We start from the raw sequence: 17,285 nt of genomic DNA, 5'->3' as shown, positions 1-17,285 counted from the left end.
GTGGTTAGTGGTTAGTGGTTAGTGGTTAGTGGTTAGTGGTTAGTGGTTAGTGGTTAGTGGTTAGTGGTTAGTGGTTAAACAAGTATAATCCATTTCATGTATAACAAGCTTTTGTTCAATTACAAAAAATAAAACAACTCTCTCGATCAACTAACGACTGACATCTGATATCTAACCTCTAAAAAAACAAAAAACCCAGCCGGGGCTGGGTTTTTAAAACGATTAGTCAAAAGAACTTACTTCTTTTTAACTGCTTTTTTGTTTGGAAGGTCAGTGATTGAACCTTCGAAGATTTCAGCAGCTAGACCGATTGATTCGTTTAATGTTGGGTGAGCGTGAATAGTTAACGCTAGGTCTTCACCGTCTGCGCCCATTTCAACTGCTAAGCCGATTTCACCAAGCATTTCACCTGCGTTGATACCAACCATAGCACCACCGATAACGCGACCTGAGTCTTTATCGAAGATTAGCTTAGTTTGACCTTCAGTACGTGCTGAAGCGATTGCACGACCAGAAGCAGCCCAAGGGAATACAGCAGTTTCGATGCTTAAACCTTGCTCTTTAGCTTCTTTCTCAGTTACACCAACCCATGCGATTTCTGGATCTGTGTATGCGATTGAAGGAATGCACTTAGGATCGAAGAAGTGTTTCTGACCAGAGATAACTTCTGCAGCAACGTGAGCTTCGTGAACCGCTTTGTGTGCAAGCATTGGTTGACCAACGATATCACCGATAGCGAAGATGTGATCAACGTTTGTTTTAAGCTGTTTATCAACATTGATGAAACCACGCTCATCAACGTTAACGCCTGCCTTATCAGCGTCAAGTAATTTACCGTTAGGTGTACGACCAACAGCAACAAGTACTTTGTCGTAACGTACTGCGTCAGCTGGTGCGTTTTTACCTTCGAATGAAACGTATAGACCGTCTTCTTTCGCTTCAACGCCAACAACTTTAGTAGAAAGCATTACGTTGAACTTGTTCTTAACGTATTTTTGGTAGATCTTGATAACGTCTTTATCAGCTGCTGGTACTAATTGATCAGCAAACTCAACTACGTCGATTTCAGAACCTAGTGCACGGTATACAGTACCCATTTCAAGACCGATGATACCACCACCTAAAACTAGTAGTTTCTCAGGAACGTCTTTAAGCTCTAGCGCACCAGTTGAGTCAATTACACGGTCATCTTCAGGGATGAAAGGTAAGTTAACAGGTTGAGAACCCGCTGCAATAATAGCATTGTCAAAAGTGATTGTTGTTGTACCGTCTTCACCTTCAACAGCAAGTGTGTTGCTGCCAGTGAATTTACCGTAGCCGCTAACTACTTTCACTTTACGCATTTTAGCCATGCCGTCTAGGCCGCCAGTTAGTTGACCGATTACAGACTCTTTCCAATCACGGATTTTGTCTAGGTCGATTTCAGGCTTGCCAAAAGTAACGCCGTGAGATGACATTTCAGCTGCGTCATCAATCACTTTAGCTACGTGTAAAAGTGCTTTTGAAGGAATACAACCCACATTTAGACATACACCGCCTAATGTGTTGCGAGATTCTACCAGTGTAACTTCTAAGCCCAAGTCAGCAGCACGGAAAGCCGCAGAATAACCACCAGGACCACCGCCTAGTACAACAACTTGAGTTTTTAATTCGTTGCTCATGCTATTACCTTAAATGTTTGAACGGGACACTGCCCCTAAGTTTAACTGCCATGTTTCTGCAAGGCAGAAAGGGAGAGCAGATATCTATACCAAGATTGTTCTATGGCAAAGATTGTATCATTGCCAATGGTAAAAATCCCAGCAAAAAACAACTTGCTGGGATTTGATTCTTATAAATTATGAGACGATTACATCACCAATTGACGAATATCGCTCATGTAGCTTGCTAGCGTCACAGTAAAGCGTGCTGCTAGTGCACCGTCAATAACCCTATGGTCGTATGACATTGATAATGGAACCATTAATTTAGGTTCAAACTCTTTGCCATTCCACTTAGGTTTCATTTCTGACTTAGATACACCCAAGATAGCAACTTCTGGCGCATTCACAATTGGCGTGAACGCTGTACCACCGATACCACCAAGGCTTGAGATTGTGAAACAACCGCCTTGCATATCAGATGAAGTTAGCTTGCCGTCACGTGCTTTCTTAGAAATATCCATTAACTCACGAGAAAGTTCAATGATGCCTTTCTTATCAACATCTTTGAACACTGGAACAACTAGACCATTTGGCGTATCAACTGCAACACCGATATTGATGTATTTCTTCAAGATTAAGCTTTCGCCGTCTTCAGACAGTGAAGAGTTAAACGTTGGGAATTCAGCCAATGCTTTCGCCGCTGCTTTCATCACAAATACAAGTGGTGTGATTTTAACACCCAGCTTTTTCTTCTCAGCAAGGGCATTTTGCTCTTTACGGAATGCTTCAAGGCTTGTGATATCAGCTTCGTCAAACTGTGTAACATGCGGGATTTGCACCCAGTTACGGTGTAAGTTAGCACCTGATAGCTTCTGGATACGAGAAAGTTTCTTCTCTTCGATTTCACCAAACTTAGCAAAATCAACCTTAGGCCAAGGGATAAGACCTAACTCACCGCCACCGGCATTACCTTTACCTGCAGATAGCTGACCTGACTCAACTTTCTTCACAAGATCTTTCACGTAGTTTTGTACGTCTTCTTTCACAACACGATTCTTACGACCCGTGCCTTTTACGTTTGCTAGGTTAATACCAAACTCACGCGCTAAACGACGTACAACAGGCGATGCATGTGCATACGCTTTGTTATCTGCAAAACCTTCGTTGCTTGCAGGTGCTGATGCAGGCTTTTCAGCTGCAGGCGCTTTTGCTGCAGGTGCAGGAGTTGCCTCAGCTTTTGCAGGAGCAGGTGCCGCTGCAGCTGGTGCACTACCCGCTACTTCAAATACAAAGATAAGTGAGCCAGTTGATACTTTATCCCCAGCAGCTACTTTGATTTCTTTAACAGTACCGGCAAATGGTGCTGGTACTTCCATTGATGCTTTATCGCCTTCAACGTTTAAGATTGATTGATCTTCTTCAACCTTATCGCCAACAGCAACCATCACTTCGGTTACTTCAACTTCGTCACCACCGATATCAGGCACGTTTACTTCTTTAGTGCTTGATGCCGCTGCTGCCGGCGCTGCTTCAGCTGGTGCTGGTTCTGCAGCAGGCGCTTCTGAACCGCTTGAAGCTGTTTCAAAAACGAAGATTAGAGAGCCCGTTTTCACTTTATCGCCAGTCGCGATTTTGATCTCTTTAACCGTACCCGCCATTGGAGCAGGTACTTCCATTGATGCTTTATCGCCTTCAACGCTTAATAAAGATTGCTCTTCTTCAACCGTGTCACCTACCGCAACCATGATTTCAGTTACTTCAACTTCATCATCGCCGATATCTGGCACAGTTACTTCCTGTGTAGCAGAAGTTGCAGGCGCAGCTGCTGGAGCTGGCGTATCTTCTTTAGCCTCTGCAGGAGCCGCAGCTTGTTCTTCACCTTCGAAGATCATGATAAGTGAACCCGTAGTTACCGTATCACCTTCAGCTACTTTAATTTCTTTAACCGTACCTGCTTGTGCAGCAGGTACTTCCATTGATGCTTTGTCGCCTTCAACCGTTAATAACGATTGGTCAACCTCAACCTTATCACCAACGCTAACAAGGATTTCGGTTACTTCAACTTCATCGCCACCGATATCTGGTACATTAATTTCAATACTCATTGGAACCTCTTATGCGTATAGCGGGTTAACTTTGTTTGTGTCGATGTCGAATTTCTTGATTGCTTCAACAACCACTGACTTCTCAACTTCACCACGTTTAGCAAGCTCAGATAGTGTTGCAACCACAACATAACCAGCATTCACTTCGAAGTGACGACGTAAGTTTTCACGGCTATCAGAACGACCGTAACCATCAGTACCTAACACTTTGTAGTTGCTGCTTGGTACGAATGAACGAACTTGTTCTGCGTAGTTCTTCATGTAGTCTGTTGCTGCAACAGTCACGGCATCTGTTAATGCGTTCGTGATGTAAGCAGTCTTTTGCTCTGCTTCTGGGTTAAGCATGTTAAAACGCTCAGCGTCTTGACCGTCACGAGTTAACTCGTTGAATGATGTTACAGAGAATACATCTGAACCAATACCATACTCTTCGCTCAGGATTTGTGCCGCTTTGCGCACTTCAATCATGATAGTACCTGAACCTAGTAACTGTACTTTCGCTTTATCGCCAGCCACAGTTTCAAGTTTATAGATACCTTTACGAATACCTTCTTCAGCGCCTTCTGGCATTGCTGGTTGATGGTAGTTTTCGTTCATTAGCGTTAGGTAATAGAACACGTTTTCTTGGTCTTCACCGTACATGCGACGGATACCGTCTTGCATGATTACCGCTACTTCGTATGCGAATGTCGGATCATAAGAAATACAGTTAGGAACCGTGTTAGCAAGAATGTGGCTGTGACCATCTTCGTGCTGTAAACCTTCACCGTTTAGTGTAGTACGACCTGCCGTAGCACCTAGTAGGAAACCACGTGCTTGTTGGTCACCAGCCATCCATGCCATATCACCTACACGTTGGAAACCAAACATTGAGTAGTAGATGTAGAATGGGATCATTGGTAAATCGTTAGTGCTGTATGATGTTGCAGCAGCAACCCATGATGACATTGCACCTAACTCGTTGATACCTTCTTGTAGTACCTGACCTGATGTTGCTTCTTTATAGTAAGAAACGATGTCACGGTCTTGTGGCGTGTAGTTTTGGCCATGCGGGTTATAAATACCGATTTGACGGAATAAACCTTCCATACCAAATGTACGCGCTTCATCAGCGATGATAGGAACGATGTTTTTACCAATGCCTTTGTCTTTTAGTAATACGTTGAGTGCACGTACAAAGCCCATTGTTGTAGAGATGTCACGTTTTTGCTCTTCAAGTAGTGGCTTGAACGCGTCAACTTCTGGCAATGTTAAGCTTTCAGAAAACTTAGGAATACGCTTAGGTGTGTAACCTTGTAGCGCTTCACGGCGAGCGTGAAGATACTTGTACTCTTCAGAGCCTTCTTCAAGAGTAAGATATGGCAAGTCTTTAATTTCTTCATCAGAAACTAAATCTTGTAGACCTAAACGTGAACGTAAGTGCTCAACGTGGGTCATGTCCATTTTCTTAACTTGGTGCGCGATGTTTTTACCTTCAGCCGCTTCACCCATGCCGTAACCTTTTACAGTTTTAGCTAGGATAACAGTTGGACGGTCTTTGGTTTCTTCCGCTTTTTTGAATGCAGCGTAAAGTTTTGACGGCTCATGACCACCACGCTTAAGTGCGAAGATCTCTTCATCAGTCATATCAGCAACAAGTGCTGCTGTTTCTGGGTAACGACCGAAGAAGTGCTCACGAACATATGCACCGTCTTTTGCTTTATATGTTTGGTAATCACCGTCAATAGTTTCGTTCATTAACTGCAGTAATTTACCTGATGTATCTTTAGCAAGTAGGATATCCCAACCACTACCCCATACAACTTTAATCACGTTCCAGCCTGCACCTTTGAATAGGCCTTCAAGCTCTTGAATGATCTTACCGTTACCCATTACTGGGCCATCTAAACGCTGTAAGTTACAGTTGATTAGGTAACATAGGTTATCTAGCTTCTCACGTGCAGCGAATGAGATTGCACCACGTGATTCTGGCTCATCCATTTCACCATCGCCTAAGAAAGCGTATACACGTTGGTTTTTAGTGTCTTTTAAGCCACGACCGTCTAGGTATTTTAAGAAACGAGCTTGGTAGATTGATGCAATTGGACCAAGACCCATTGATACCGTAGGGAACTGCCAGAATTCAGGCATTAACTTAGGGTGTGGGTATGAAGGAAGACCTTTACCATCAACTTCTTGACGGAAGTTGTCAAGCTGCTCAGCTGTTAAACGACCTTCAACAAATGCACGTGCATAGATACCTGGAGAAATGTGACCTTGGTAATAAACTAAATCACCACCATCTACATCGTTTGGTGCTTTGAAGAAGTGGTTAAAACATACTTCATAGAATGCCGCTGAAGACTGGTAAGACGCCATATGGCCGCCTAAGTCTAGATCTTTTTTCGACGCACGTAATACGATCATGATCGCATTCCAACGAATGATTGAACGAATACGACGTTCAATGTTTACGTCACCTGGGTAAGCAGGTTCTTGATCTACCGGAATGGTATTAACGTAGTTAGTGGTTGTGCCAGTAGGCATATCAACACCGTCTAAACGGGCTTGCTCTAACACTTGCTCAAGTAAGAATTGAGCACGTTCAACACCTTCTTCACGCACAACAGACTCAAGGGCTTGTAACCACTCTTGTGTTTCTAGCGCGTCTACGTCAATTTTATTGACTTCAGACATATGGAGGTTTCCTTATGTTTAAAATACTAATTATTTTAATAAATCTTAAATTAAGTAGTTAACTAAACTTAGCTAATCACTTGCTTAATGTTGTTTGGTGCGTCTTAAACTACGTTCAATCCGCGAATGCTCTTTGCCAGCCTCAAGCAAGGCTTCTTCGATAAAGGCTAAGTGAGCATTACTAGCAAGACGTGCTTGCTCTGGGTTTCCTTCAATAACCGCATCCATCAACAGTCGTCTATGTTCTGCGAGCTGCTGGCTGATCTGTGGTTTTTTTAACAGTACAGTTAAATTCTGCAATACATTTTGCTCTAGCAAGGCCTGCATACCACGTACTAAATGTAGCAGTACAACGTTATGAGACGCTTCTGCCACACTAAAATGGAATGCATTAATTGCTTTTGCTTTTTGCACAATGTCGTCATTAACGAGCGCAATGTTGTCAAAGCTTTGTTTTACTTTTTTGAAGTCATTCGTTGTGCCACGCATAGCTGCATAATATGCTGCGATTCCTTCAAGGGCATGACGAAATTCGAGTAAATCAAATTGTGACTCTGGATGCTTACTAATCAAATCAAAAAGCGGATCAGTGAGCCCCTCTTCAAGCTGATTTTTTACGAACGTTCCACCACCTTGGCGACGCGTTACTAACCCCTTGGCTTCTAGCTTTTGAATCGCCTCACGCAATGAAGGTCGCGATACTTCAAATTGTTTCGCTAATTCACGTTCAGGAGGCAGCTTTTCGCCTGGCGCTAACGACCCCTCAAGAATCATATTCTCAAGTTGTTGTAAAATAACATCAGATAATTTTGCTGCTTTAATCTTTAAAGACATTTATTAACGTCCGCATTGTTATGCGCTAACCCCATAAATATCGGGTATTTAGCCTTGTGCCTTGACCAAAAAGGTAAATTGGTCATACCAAATTTGTCGCATACGTTATCAAAAACCCGTATTTCTGTCAATTTCACTACGCTCAGCGCCTAGTTACACCCTAACGTAATTCGTCTAAAGATTAAACAGTATGGATTAAAGTGGCTTTTTCTGAAGGAAAAAACAATAAAAAATAAATGGTCAGACCAGATTGATAGACAAAGCTACTAGAGGCCAGATTTAAGATTTTAGATGAATTGAGCAGCTTTGTAGCAGCGGGTTTCCCCCCGCGACAAAAGCTTTTAGAGGTCAGGTTTTAGATGTTAGTTGAATTGAGTAGCTTTGTAGCAGCGGGTTTACCCCGCGTCAAAACTCGTACACACCTATAAATCAAAACGCGATATAAAAATCGCGGCTAAGCCAACCCACCAAACAGGGTTAATGCTGCTATGATCACTAAAAAGAACAATACATTTCTTTTTACAAGCTTCATCATGCAAGTGGCTTCGTAAGTGCAGCCAAAATGTTGCTGCTCAATTTGCTCAGCGGCAAGTGCAGTTTGCGTAACTACTTTTCGGTTACTCACTGTAAAGTCGAGCACATACTTCAGCCAACAACTGGTACCTTTATTAAAGTTACCAATCACTAAATAACCAAAGCTTGCAACCCGTGCTGGTAACCAATCGAGCCAAAATAGTAAGCTATGGATCAGTTTAAAACGTTTAGCGTAAGCCACTTGATGGTCGTCTCTTACTTTATCAGCAAAGGTTCGAACTAGCGCATAAAGAACCGCGCCAGGTACACCTAAAACCACAAACCAAAAAATAACTGCACAGTAAAAGCGAAAATTTAACCAAGCTAAAGTTTGGCCAAAAGTTTCACCTTGAGGATCATCTTCTGTCTTCTTTTGACCCATCTGTAATGCAAATAAGGTAGCCGCTTCTTGATCGTTGCGGGTTAACGCATTTAAGTAAGACTTATATAGAGCACGTTGCTTAGCACAGCCAAAACACACCAGCAGCACAGCAACATTCACAGCTAGCTGCCAAATAATAAAATCAGAGAGTTGATAAACTAAACCTGCGGCAACGACAGGCAGCATTAACCAAACCAAAAAGCCAATTGGCGAATTAAATAAGCCTTTTTCTGAGAGTTGTTTTTTCGAGTGCTTAAGATAGGTATTGGCATAAAAACCGATTTGCCAGTAGTTAGCTCGAGCCCCTAAACGCTCAATTACCAAAGCAATAATTATTGAAATTAAGATCATGCTTTTACCTATATCCTTTAACTAAAACACTAAATCAAAATAGTATTGCCAATCAAAACTCGCTCCAGGGTCAGTTTTTCTGCCCGGTGCAATATCACAATGGCCAACAATGCGCGAACGGTTTATCTCAGGGTACTTTGCCATCAACGCCTTAGTCACTAAGTGTAATGCATTATACTGGGCTTGGGTATACGCTTGGTTGTCGGTACCTTCAAGCTCAATGCCCACACTAAAATCATTGCAGCGCTCTCGACCTTCAAACATTGAGATACCAGCATGCCAAGCTCGTTTTTCAAAAGGCACGTATTGAATAACTTCACCAGTGCGGCGAATAAAGCAATGCGCAGATACTCTTAAGCCTTTTAAATCAGTAAAGCTTTCGTGTGCCGTACAATCAATTGCCCCCATAAATAAATCATCAACATAAGGCGTTGCAAACTGCCCTGCTGGCAATGAAATATTATGAATAACTAGTAATGACACCTCGCCCTCAGGGCGCTCATCGTAATGTGTACAGGGCCTTTGTAACACATTGTTTAATTGGCCCAATTCATTTATATGCATATTAAAAACTAACGATGACAATAAAGTTAAATAGTGTAAAGGGTTAAAATCTCAGGGTCTAGTTGCTTTGATTCAATCACTTAAAGTAAGAGTAAGGATACTTTACTGTGGCCGATCTTTGTCTTCTATTAAGGGGTTAAACATAGTAAAATTTCGCCAATTTATTAATAAACAATGAGCTTTCGACATGTCAGTCCCTCACACTTTAATTTGCCAACTGGTAAAACTCGCCCTTGATGAAGATTTAGATTACCAAAGCGCAAGTGACGGTGATATTACCGCGCAACTAATTCCAGCAAACGAGCTAGCCAATGCCAAAGTAATTACTCGTGAAGACTGTGTATTTTGTGGTAAAGACATTATTTTAGAAGTATTTAAGCAAGTTGACCCTTCTGTTGAAGTTGACGTACTCGTAAATGACGGCGACAAAGTAGCCGCAAATAGCACACTTTTTACAGCATCTGGCTCAGCGCGTGCTATTTTAACTGCAGAGCGCACTGCCCTTAACTTTGTACAAACACTATCAGGTACAGCAACAACAACTGCTCATTATGTAAAAGAGCTTGAGGGCACGACTACGCAACTACTCGACACGCGTAAAACAATTCCAGGTTTACGTGCGCTACAAAAATACGCTGTGAAATGTGGTGGTGGCGCGAATCATCGCATCGGCCTTTTTGATGCGTTCCTAATTAAAGAAAACCACATTGCAGCCTGTGGTGGTATTGATAAAGCAGTCGCTCAAGCTAAATTAAACCACCCGACTAAACCAGTCGAAGTAGAAGTAGAATCACTTGCTGAGCTTGAACAAGCCATCACAGCAGGTGCTGATATCATCATGCTTGATAACTTTACGGTAGAGCAAATTCAACAAGCTGTTGTGCTTACAGATAAGCGAGCAAAGCTTGAGGTATCTGGCAACATGACACTTGAAACTTTAAAAGCTTATTCACAGGCCGGTGTTGACTTTATTTCAAGTGGCGCACTTACAAAAAATTTACAATCAATCGATCTTTCAATGAGATTTAACGGCTAAAATTTCTCTTATACGTATTTAATGTTTTACCTAATTCGTTGACAAGAAAATAAAAAAAGCATTAAATACGTAAAAAGCCGAACAGATAACAAAAAATCAATATCTTTTCAGCGCTTTTGACTATTTTGTATACGCACGTCCTGAACCTACACAAGATTGCAATCAATTCAATAAGTTCCTGCAAGGATGCGGTGTCTATAAATAGTACAAATATGTGTAACTAAGCTTATTTTACATCAAACAAAGGTAGGAAAGTTCTGAAAAACTGCTTACTGAACAGGAAAATAGCTTCCAAAAACATTTATTGATGCTAAAGTAAATTTATACACGCTTAACAAGTAAAGTTTTTGCTGCTTTGTTAACATTTAAAGGTTAATAAAAGTAGTTTTAAGTAAAACTGTAAGATTTATCCTGTAAATTGAGCTGTGGTTTTACAACGCTGAAGTTACAGCTAAACTTACTAAATCATCATATCCTTTAGGAGAGGAACAAATGACACAACAAAAGCAACAGGGTTTCACCCTAATTGAATTAATGATTGTAGTTGCAATCATCGGTATTCTTGCTGCAGTAGCACTGCCTGCGTATCAAGATTACACAACGCGAGCTAAAATGAGTGAAGTAATTACATTTGCAGGTTCAGCTAAAACAGCAGTAAGTGAATGTATCATTTCTTCAGGATCTGCAGCTGATTGTGGCAGCAATGCAAAAGTAGGAATTGATACAGCCTCAAACATCTCTTCAACTTATGTAGAGTCAGTAACTGTTGGAGAAAATGGTGTAATTACTGCAGCTATACAAGGAACTTCTGTATCGGCTCTTGATAGTGGAACTCTTGTTTTTACTCCATCAGCCACTACTGGAAGTGTAAGCTGGTCTTGTGAAATAAGCGATTCTACTTTGAATAAATACGTTCCTCAAAATTGCCGTAAAAGCTAATTAAATTAATATGAGAAGCCCTATTTTGGGCTTCTTCAAAAAATGTTAACAATCTCCCTAAAAAATTTTTATATTCCAATTTTTTTATTAGTCTGCTCAATCCCTTTTTTAGACTCTTTATACCTCGGGCTTTTCAATGAAAAAAGAGCAGCTCAGATTGTTTTATTAGCCTTATGTGCCCCCCTCATTACCAAAGTAAATTACTCTAAAATTAGTTGTAAATTTCAGCTGACACTAGCACTGCTTTTTTTCTTGGCCTTTTTAAGCGTTTTTTTTAGTGAGAACAGCTTTTATTCTAGTTTATTAATTTTACACTATATATTGCTACTTGGAATTATAGTTCTCGGAATGGAAACTATAAGAGGTTCAAGCTTATTGTTTAAAACTTCAATAGCTATTAGCATATTCTTATCAGGATACTTTTTATTAAATTTCTTTTTTTATTTAAGTGACAATATAGTTTTCCCATCAGACGGGGTTTTTGCAGGATTTTACAACATAAGATTTTTCAACCAGTTACAATTGGTTTTTATTTTTTACTCCTTATTTTTTATAAAAAACAAGAAGTATCAAAGTATCGCTCTTATATCTCTAACTCTTAATTTACTTATTATCTTTATTAGCTCTGCTAGAGGAGCATTGCTTGCAACGCTAATTACTTTATTTTTAGGTTATTACATTAAAATAATTAAAAGAAAAGAGTTAAACTTTATATTTAAAGCCCTAACTTTATCTATTTCCCTATATATTTTATACTTATACCTTCAGCCTCCCAGCTCATTTGATAAAAGTTTATTTAGGGAAACGAGTTCAGGCAGAATAGAAATATGGATTGAAACAATTAGAGGCTTTGATATAAAAACTCTCTTTGTAGGAAATGGAGCTGGCACATACAGTTACACTAAATATAGCTTGAGCCACCCTCACAATATATTCTTATCATTAATTCATGATTGGGGATTACTCTTCACTATTACTTTGATTTACATTTTGAATAAAGTAATCTTCAAATCAATAAAACACATAAAAGAAAACAAACACACAAATGTGTTTAAAATATCATTTCTTACTCTGATTTCATTGCTATTACTATCTTTTGTTAGTGGAACACTAGTAATGCCAATGTCTCAAACTTTTGTGTTTTTATCGATAGGTTTTTTATTAGGTTCAACAAATACAAAAAACTTACTGGAAAAGCCGAAGAGTAATATTTATTATTCGATATATATAGTTATTGGGGCTTATTTAATTCTTTCAGCTATTAGCTTCAACTGCTTGAGTAATTTTCCATTTGGACCAAACTTTTGGTCAAATGGTCAAGTTTCCCTCTCTAATTGTGAACTATTCCAGTGATAGGATAGAAAATGTCAAAACAAACAGAACATAAAAAGATAGACACCTTTCAGTGGGTTGGCGTTAGCGTCAGAGGTAAAAAATTAGAAGGTGAACTATCTGGTGAAAGTATCGCTCTTGTAAAAGCTCAACTTAGAAAGCAAGGTATTACGCCCTCTAAAGTAAAGCGTAAACCGAAACCATTATTTGGAACAAGAGTTCAGAAGATAACAGCAAAAGATATTGCTCTAATAACCCGTCAAATCGCAACTATGCTCGTTGCAGGCGTTCCTTTAATACAAACAATAGAAATGATTGCTTCTGGCGCAAAGAATAAAAGTGTTACCAAATTAATGGAAGGAATTGGCGATGAAGTAAAAGCTGGTGTACCACTTTCTCAAGCTCTTCGAAAACATCCGCGCTATTTTGATGATTTATATTGCGACCTAGTAGCCTCAGGTGAACAGTCAGGCGCCCTTGATAAAATATTTGACCGAGTAGCACTTTATAAAGAAAAAGCCGAAGCATTAAAGTCGAAAATTAAAAAAGCCATGTTTTACCCTATTGCTGTATTAGTCGTTGCCTTAATTGTAACTTCGATTCTACTTATATTCGTGGTACCACAATTCCAAGATATTTTTAATGGCTTTGGTGCTGAGTTACCTGCTTTTACTTTAATGGTGATTGGTATTTCTGAGTTTATGCAGGAATACTGGTGGATGATAGTTATTGCTGTTGTCGCTGCAGGTTTTGTATATAAAGAAGCACTTCTTAAGAGTAAAAAACTCAGAGATGCCAATGACAGAGCAATTTTAAAACTACCCGTTATTGGTATGATTTTGAATAAAGCGGCGGTTGCTCGCTATGCTCGAACTCTATCAACTACTTTTGCTGCCGGTGTACCCTTAGTTGATGCACTTGATTCTGCTGCTGGTGCTTCCGGCAATGCGGTGTATCGTTATGCAATTTTAGAAATCAAAGCCGAGGTAAGTTCAGGTAACTTAATGAACTGGGCGATGAAAAACGCTAAGATTTTCCCTGATATGGTCGTACAAATGGTGGCCATTGGTGAAGAGTCTGGCTCACTTGATGGCATGCTAGCTAAAGTCGCTACAATTTATGAGCAAGAGGTTGATGATGCCGTGGATGGCTTATCGAGCCTACTTGAGCCACTGATTATGGCTGTATTAGGTGTGCTTGTTGGTGGTTTAATTGTTGCTATGTACCTGCCTATATTCCAATTAGGTTCGGTGATTTAAACATAGATGTAAGCTGTAAGCTGTAAGCTGTAAGCTGTAAGCTGTAAGCTGTAAGCTGTAAGCTGTAAGCTGTAAGCTGTAAGCAAACTCTAAATGCTTGTTGATTGCTTGCAACATAAAATAAATAATAAAAACAGTTCAACACAGCGAAATAAAATCGGCCTTTAAATGGCCAGAATTTAGGTATTTTAATGGAAAACTTTTTTCTTGATATAACCACTGCGATGCAAAGTCAGCAGTGGTTTTATTTTTTGACTGTGGGCTTAGTAAGCCTGTGTATTGGTAGCTTTTTGAATGTGGTGATTTATCGTTTGCCACTGATGATGAAAAGAGAATGGCAAACTGAGTGCCGTATTGTGTTGGCCGATGAACTCAATTCAAAACAGCAAACAGAACAAGCTCCCTTTAATTTAGTAAAACCTAATTCAACTTGCCCTAAATGCCAAGCGCCGATTAAAGCTTGGCAAAACATCCCTGTGCTAAGTTGGTTATTGCTAAAAGGTCGCTGTGCAAATTGTCAAACACCAATTTCTGTGCGCTATCCTATTGTTGAAATGCTTACAGCGGTTTTAAGTTTAGTTGTCGCCGCTGTTTTTGGCCCAACAACGCTTGCTCTTCTTTATATATTGATTACTTGGTTTTTAGTTGCATTAACTTTTATCGATGTAGATCACATGTTATTGCCCGACCAGCTCACCCTGCCACTCGTTTGGTTAGCGCTGATTGCTGCCACTATGGATATTACCATTGCACCGAGCGATGCCATTATCGGCGCAGCAGTTGGCTACCTGAGCTTATGGAGTGTCTATTGGTTATTCAAGCTTGCTACTGGTAAAGAAGGCATGGGTTATGGCGACTTTAAACTATTAGCCGTGTTTGGTGCGCTACTTGGCTGGCAAGATATTTTAACTATCGTGCTGCTATCAAGTGTCGTCGGTGCCATCATCGGCATTGCGCAAATCATTATTCAAGGTAAAGACAAAACTACGCCAATCCCGTTTGGGCCTTATCTTGCCATCGCAGGATGGGTCACCTTACTATGGGGTGAGCAAATTAAAAGTTATTACTTTAACTATTTAGGTTACTAATTATGGCAAACTGGGTTTTAGGGCTAACCGGTGGTATTGGCTCAGGCAAAAGTGCAGTAAGCGCCATGTTTGAAGAGCTTGGTATTCAGGTGGTTGATGCCGATATAGTTGCCAGAGAAGTCGTCGAGCCTGGCTCTGTTGGCCTTACAAAAATTAAAGCACATTTTGGTGATGAGATACTCACGAGTAACGGCACGCTTGATCGCGCAAAACTAAGAGCTATTATCTTTGCCGATGAATCACAAAAGCAATGGCTAAATAACTTATTGCACCCACTTATTCGAGAATCAATGCTGAGCCAATTAAAGCAAGCCACCAGCAATTATGTCATCTTAGTTGCTCCCTTACTTTTTGAAAATGGCTTAGAAAAATACTGCAACCATACCTTGCTAATTGATGTTCCGGTTGATGTACAAATAACAAGAACTACAGCCCGTGATAATGTCTCAGTAGAATTAGCTAAGCAAATTATCGCTTCTCAAATGAGCAGAGCTGATAAACAACAAAAAGCGGGAGATATTTTAGATAATAACCGCCCTCTTGAAGAAGTAAAAACGGATGTGCAAAAACTGCATGAAAAGTATCTAAAACACTCTCACTAGGCTATTGATTTTATTTATAGATTCTCATTCAATAGAAGACTCTAAAACCAATACAAAAGTACCAACCCACACTCTAAACAACTGAGTTTTAGGTTAATTTTTTTTGCAATTTTTCTAAAATCAGACAAGACTGATGTAATAGCCTTACTTTTTCTGTTAGATTGTGGCAATAAAGGATCAATCTAGGTGCGCAATGAATATAAACTCACCGCTACTTCGAAAATTTATTACACTCGGTCGCATTGATGCAGAGACCGTAAAATCAAAGCAGCGCGAATATAACTCTACTGCAGAGCTTATTTCTAAAACATGTGGAATGGCTGGCCATGAGCTCGCAGAGCAATGTACAGACCTTTTTCGTGTGCCTTATTTTGACATCAAAGACTTTGACGTTGCGAACATTAGCGAAGAACTAGTTAAAGATAAACTAATTCGTGAGCACCACATTTTACCTCTAGTTAAAAAGGGCCGTAAGCTCTACATTGCAGCCTCAGATCCAACCGACTACGGTGCCTTTGAAAACTTTGAATTTAGTACTGGCCTTTCATGCGAAGTGGTCGTTGTTGATTACACACAACTTGAAAACAAAATCGAACAATTACTTGATGCCGCAGGTGGCTTACATTTAAGTGAAGATGAGTTTAAAGAACTTGGTGAGCTTGAAACAGAAGCCCCTCGCGACTTAGCTAGCAAAGATGAAGATAAAGACGACGCTCCTATTATCGTTTACATCAATAAAATTTTGATGGATGCGATTAAAAAAGGAGCCTCGGATCTACACTTTGAGCCTTACGAACACCGCTACCGCGTGCGTTTTCGTATCGATGGTATTTTGCATGAAATGGCAAGTCCGCCAAATAGCTTAGCGAGCCGTTTATCTGCGCGAATCAAGGTTATGTCACGACTAGACATAGCAGAAAAACGTAAACCCCAAGATGGCCGTATTAAGCTTAAAATTACTGAACGTAAAAGTATCGACTTCCGTGTAAGTACCTTGCCTACTCTTTGGGGCGAGAAAATCGTTATGCGTATTCTCGACTCATCAAGTGCTATGCTAGGTATCGATGTGCTTGGTTATGAGCCAGAGCAGAAACAGCTCTATATGGACGCGCTTGAGCAGCCACAAGGTATGATCTTAGTAACCGGTCCAACGGGCTCTGGTAAAACGGTATCACTTTATACAGGTTTGAATATTCTTAACCAGCCAGAGCGCAATATCAGTACTGCCGAGGATCCAGTAGAGATCAACCTTGAAGGGATTAACCAAGTACAAATTAATCCAAAGGCAGACATGACCTTTGCCAATGCATTAAAGGCTTTCTTACGACAAGATCCTGACGTAGTAATGGTTGGTGAGATCCGTGACCTTGAAACCGCTGAAATTGCAATTAAAGCGGCGCAAACAGGTCACTTGGTATTATCAACTCTGCATACAAACTCTGCACCAGAAACTCTTACTCGTCTTTTAAATATGGGTGTTCCTGCTTATAACGTAGCAAGTTCAATCAGCCTTATTATTGCGCAGCGTCTAGCAAGACGACTTTGCCCTAAGTGTAAAACACCAGAAAAACTACCTGATGAAGAATTGATTCGCCAAGGTTTTGATAAAGACAAACTCAATGAGGTTCAGTTATTCGCACCAAAAGGCTGCGACAGCTGTACTGAAGGCTATAAAGGTCGAGTGGGTATTTACGAAGTAATGCAAATTACCCCTGAAATAGCGCAAATTATTATGCGTGGTGGTAACTCACTCGAAATAGCTGAAGTATCTCTGCGCTCAGGCTTTAATGATCTGCGTTTATCTGGCCTGAAAAAAGCCGCCGATGGTGTTACCTCTTTGGCAGAAATAAACCGAGTAACGAGTTTCTAAACAAATTCGTTACTGGATTATCAGCTAACTG

General features: G+C 40.3%; 13 protein-coding genes. 7 read left to right on the top strand and 6 right to left on the bottom strand.

Annotated features, from left to right (window positions below; all coding sequences use genetic code 11):
• Positions 1-236: 236 nt before the first annotated feature.
• The 6 genes from lpdA to ampD form a co-directional block, all read right to left on the bottom strand.
• Entirely contained in the window at positions 237-1,661 is a 1,425-nt protein-coding gene (gene lpdA / locus EXT43_RS08665; protein WP_054562783.1) for a dihydrolipoyl dehydrogenase, read from the bottom strand.
• 188 nt (positions 1,662-1,849) lie between these two features.
• A complete protein-coding gene (gene aceF / locus EXT43_RS08660; protein WP_130166802.1) occupies positions 1,850-3,748 on the bottom strand; it encodes a pyruvate dehydrogenase complex dihydrolipoyllysine-residue acetyltransferase in 1,899 nt (632 codons plus the stop codon).
• Between the two features lie 9 nt (positions 3,749-3,757).
• Positions 3,758-6,424: a pyruvate dehydrogenase (acetyl-transferring), homodimeric type gene (aceE, locus tag EXT43_RS08655; RefSeq protein WP_062566172.1), complete on the bottom strand. Its 2,667-nt coding sequence runs from the start codon at positions 6,422-6,424 to the stop codon at positions 3,758-3,760.
• Positions 6,425-6,508: 84 nt separating this feature from the next.
• Positions 6,509-7,258 (bottom strand): pyruvate dehydrogenase complex transcriptional repressor PdhR, encoded by a 750-nt coding sequence (pdhR, locus tag EXT43_RS08650; protein WP_036965924.1) that lies wholly within the window; start codon positions 7,256-7,258, stop codon positions 6,509-6,511.
• Between the two features lie 454 nt (positions 7,259-7,712).
• Entirely contained in the window at positions 7,713-8,564 is an 852-nt protein-coding gene (ampE, locus tag EXT43_RS08645) for a beta-lactamase regulator AmpE (RefSeq protein ID WP_130166801.1), read from the bottom strand.
• A gap of 21 nt (positions 8,565-8,585) precedes the next feature.
• Positions 8,586-9,128, bottom strand: coding sequence for a 1,6-anhydro-N-acetylmuramyl-L-alanine amidase AmpD (ampD, locus tag EXT43_RS08640; protein ID WP_130166800.1), 543 nt, complete (start codon positions 9,126-9,128; stop codon positions 8,586-8,588).
• A 187-nt stretch (positions 9,129-9,315) separates the two neighbouring features.
• Here ampD and nadC point away from each other — a divergent pair, with 187 nt between their 5' ends.
• The 7 genes from nadC to pilB all read left to right on the top strand — a co-directional run bounded on the left by nadC (position 9,316) and on the right by pilB (position 17,254).
• Positions 9,316-10,164, top strand: coding sequence for a carboxylating nicotinate-nucleotide diphosphorylase (gene nadC / locus EXT43_RS08635; protein WP_130166799.1), 849 nt, complete (start codon positions 9,316-9,318; stop codon positions 10,162-10,164).
• Positions 10,165-10,656: 492 nt separating this feature from the next.
• A complete protein-coding gene (locus EXT43_RS08630; RefSeq protein WP_130166798.1) occupies positions 10,657-11,103 on the top strand; it encodes a pilin in 447 nt (148 codons plus the stop codon).
• A gap of 42 nt (positions 11,104-11,145) precedes the next feature.
• Positions 11,146-12,456, top strand: coding sequence for an O-antigen ligase family protein (locus EXT43_RS08625; RefSeq protein WP_130166797.1), 1,311 nt, complete (start codon positions 11,146-11,148; stop codon positions 12,454-12,456).
• Between the two features lie 11 nt (positions 12,457-12,467).
• Positions 12,468-13,694 (top strand): type II secretion system F family protein, encoded by a 1,227-nt coding sequence (locus EXT43_RS08620; RefSeq protein ID WP_130166796.1) that lies wholly within the window; start codon positions 12,468-12,470, stop codon positions 13,692-13,694.
• A 191-nt stretch (positions 13,695-13,885) separates the two neighbouring features.
• On the top strand, positions 13,886-14,782 hold the full coding sequence (locus EXT43_RS08615) for an A24 family peptidase (protein WP_062566194.1): 897 nt from the start codon (positions 13,886-13,888) through the stop codon (positions 14,780-14,782).
• A gap of 2 nt (positions 14,783-14,784) precedes the next feature.
• Entirely contained in the window at positions 14,785-15,384 is a 600-nt protein-coding gene (gene coaE, locus EXT43_RS08610; protein ID WP_130166795.1) for a dephospho-CoA kinase, read from the top strand.
• A 193-nt stretch (positions 15,385-15,577) separates the two neighbouring features.
• Complete coding sequence (gene pilB / locus EXT43_RS08605; protein WP_130166794.1) at positions 15,578-17,254, top strand: type IV-A pilus assembly ATPase PilB; 1,677 nt, start codon at positions 15,578-15,580, stop codon at positions 17,252-17,254.
• The last annotated feature ends 31 nt before the right edge of the window (positions 17,255-17,285 follow it).

Source organism: Pseudoalteromonas sp. CO109Y (assembly GCF_004208935.1).
Lineage (GTDB): Bacteria > Pseudomonadota > Gammaproteobacteria > Enterobacterales > Alteromonadaceae > Pseudoalteromonas > Pseudoalteromonas shioyasakiensis.
This window is presented reverse-complemented; position numbering and strand designations above follow the sequence as displayed.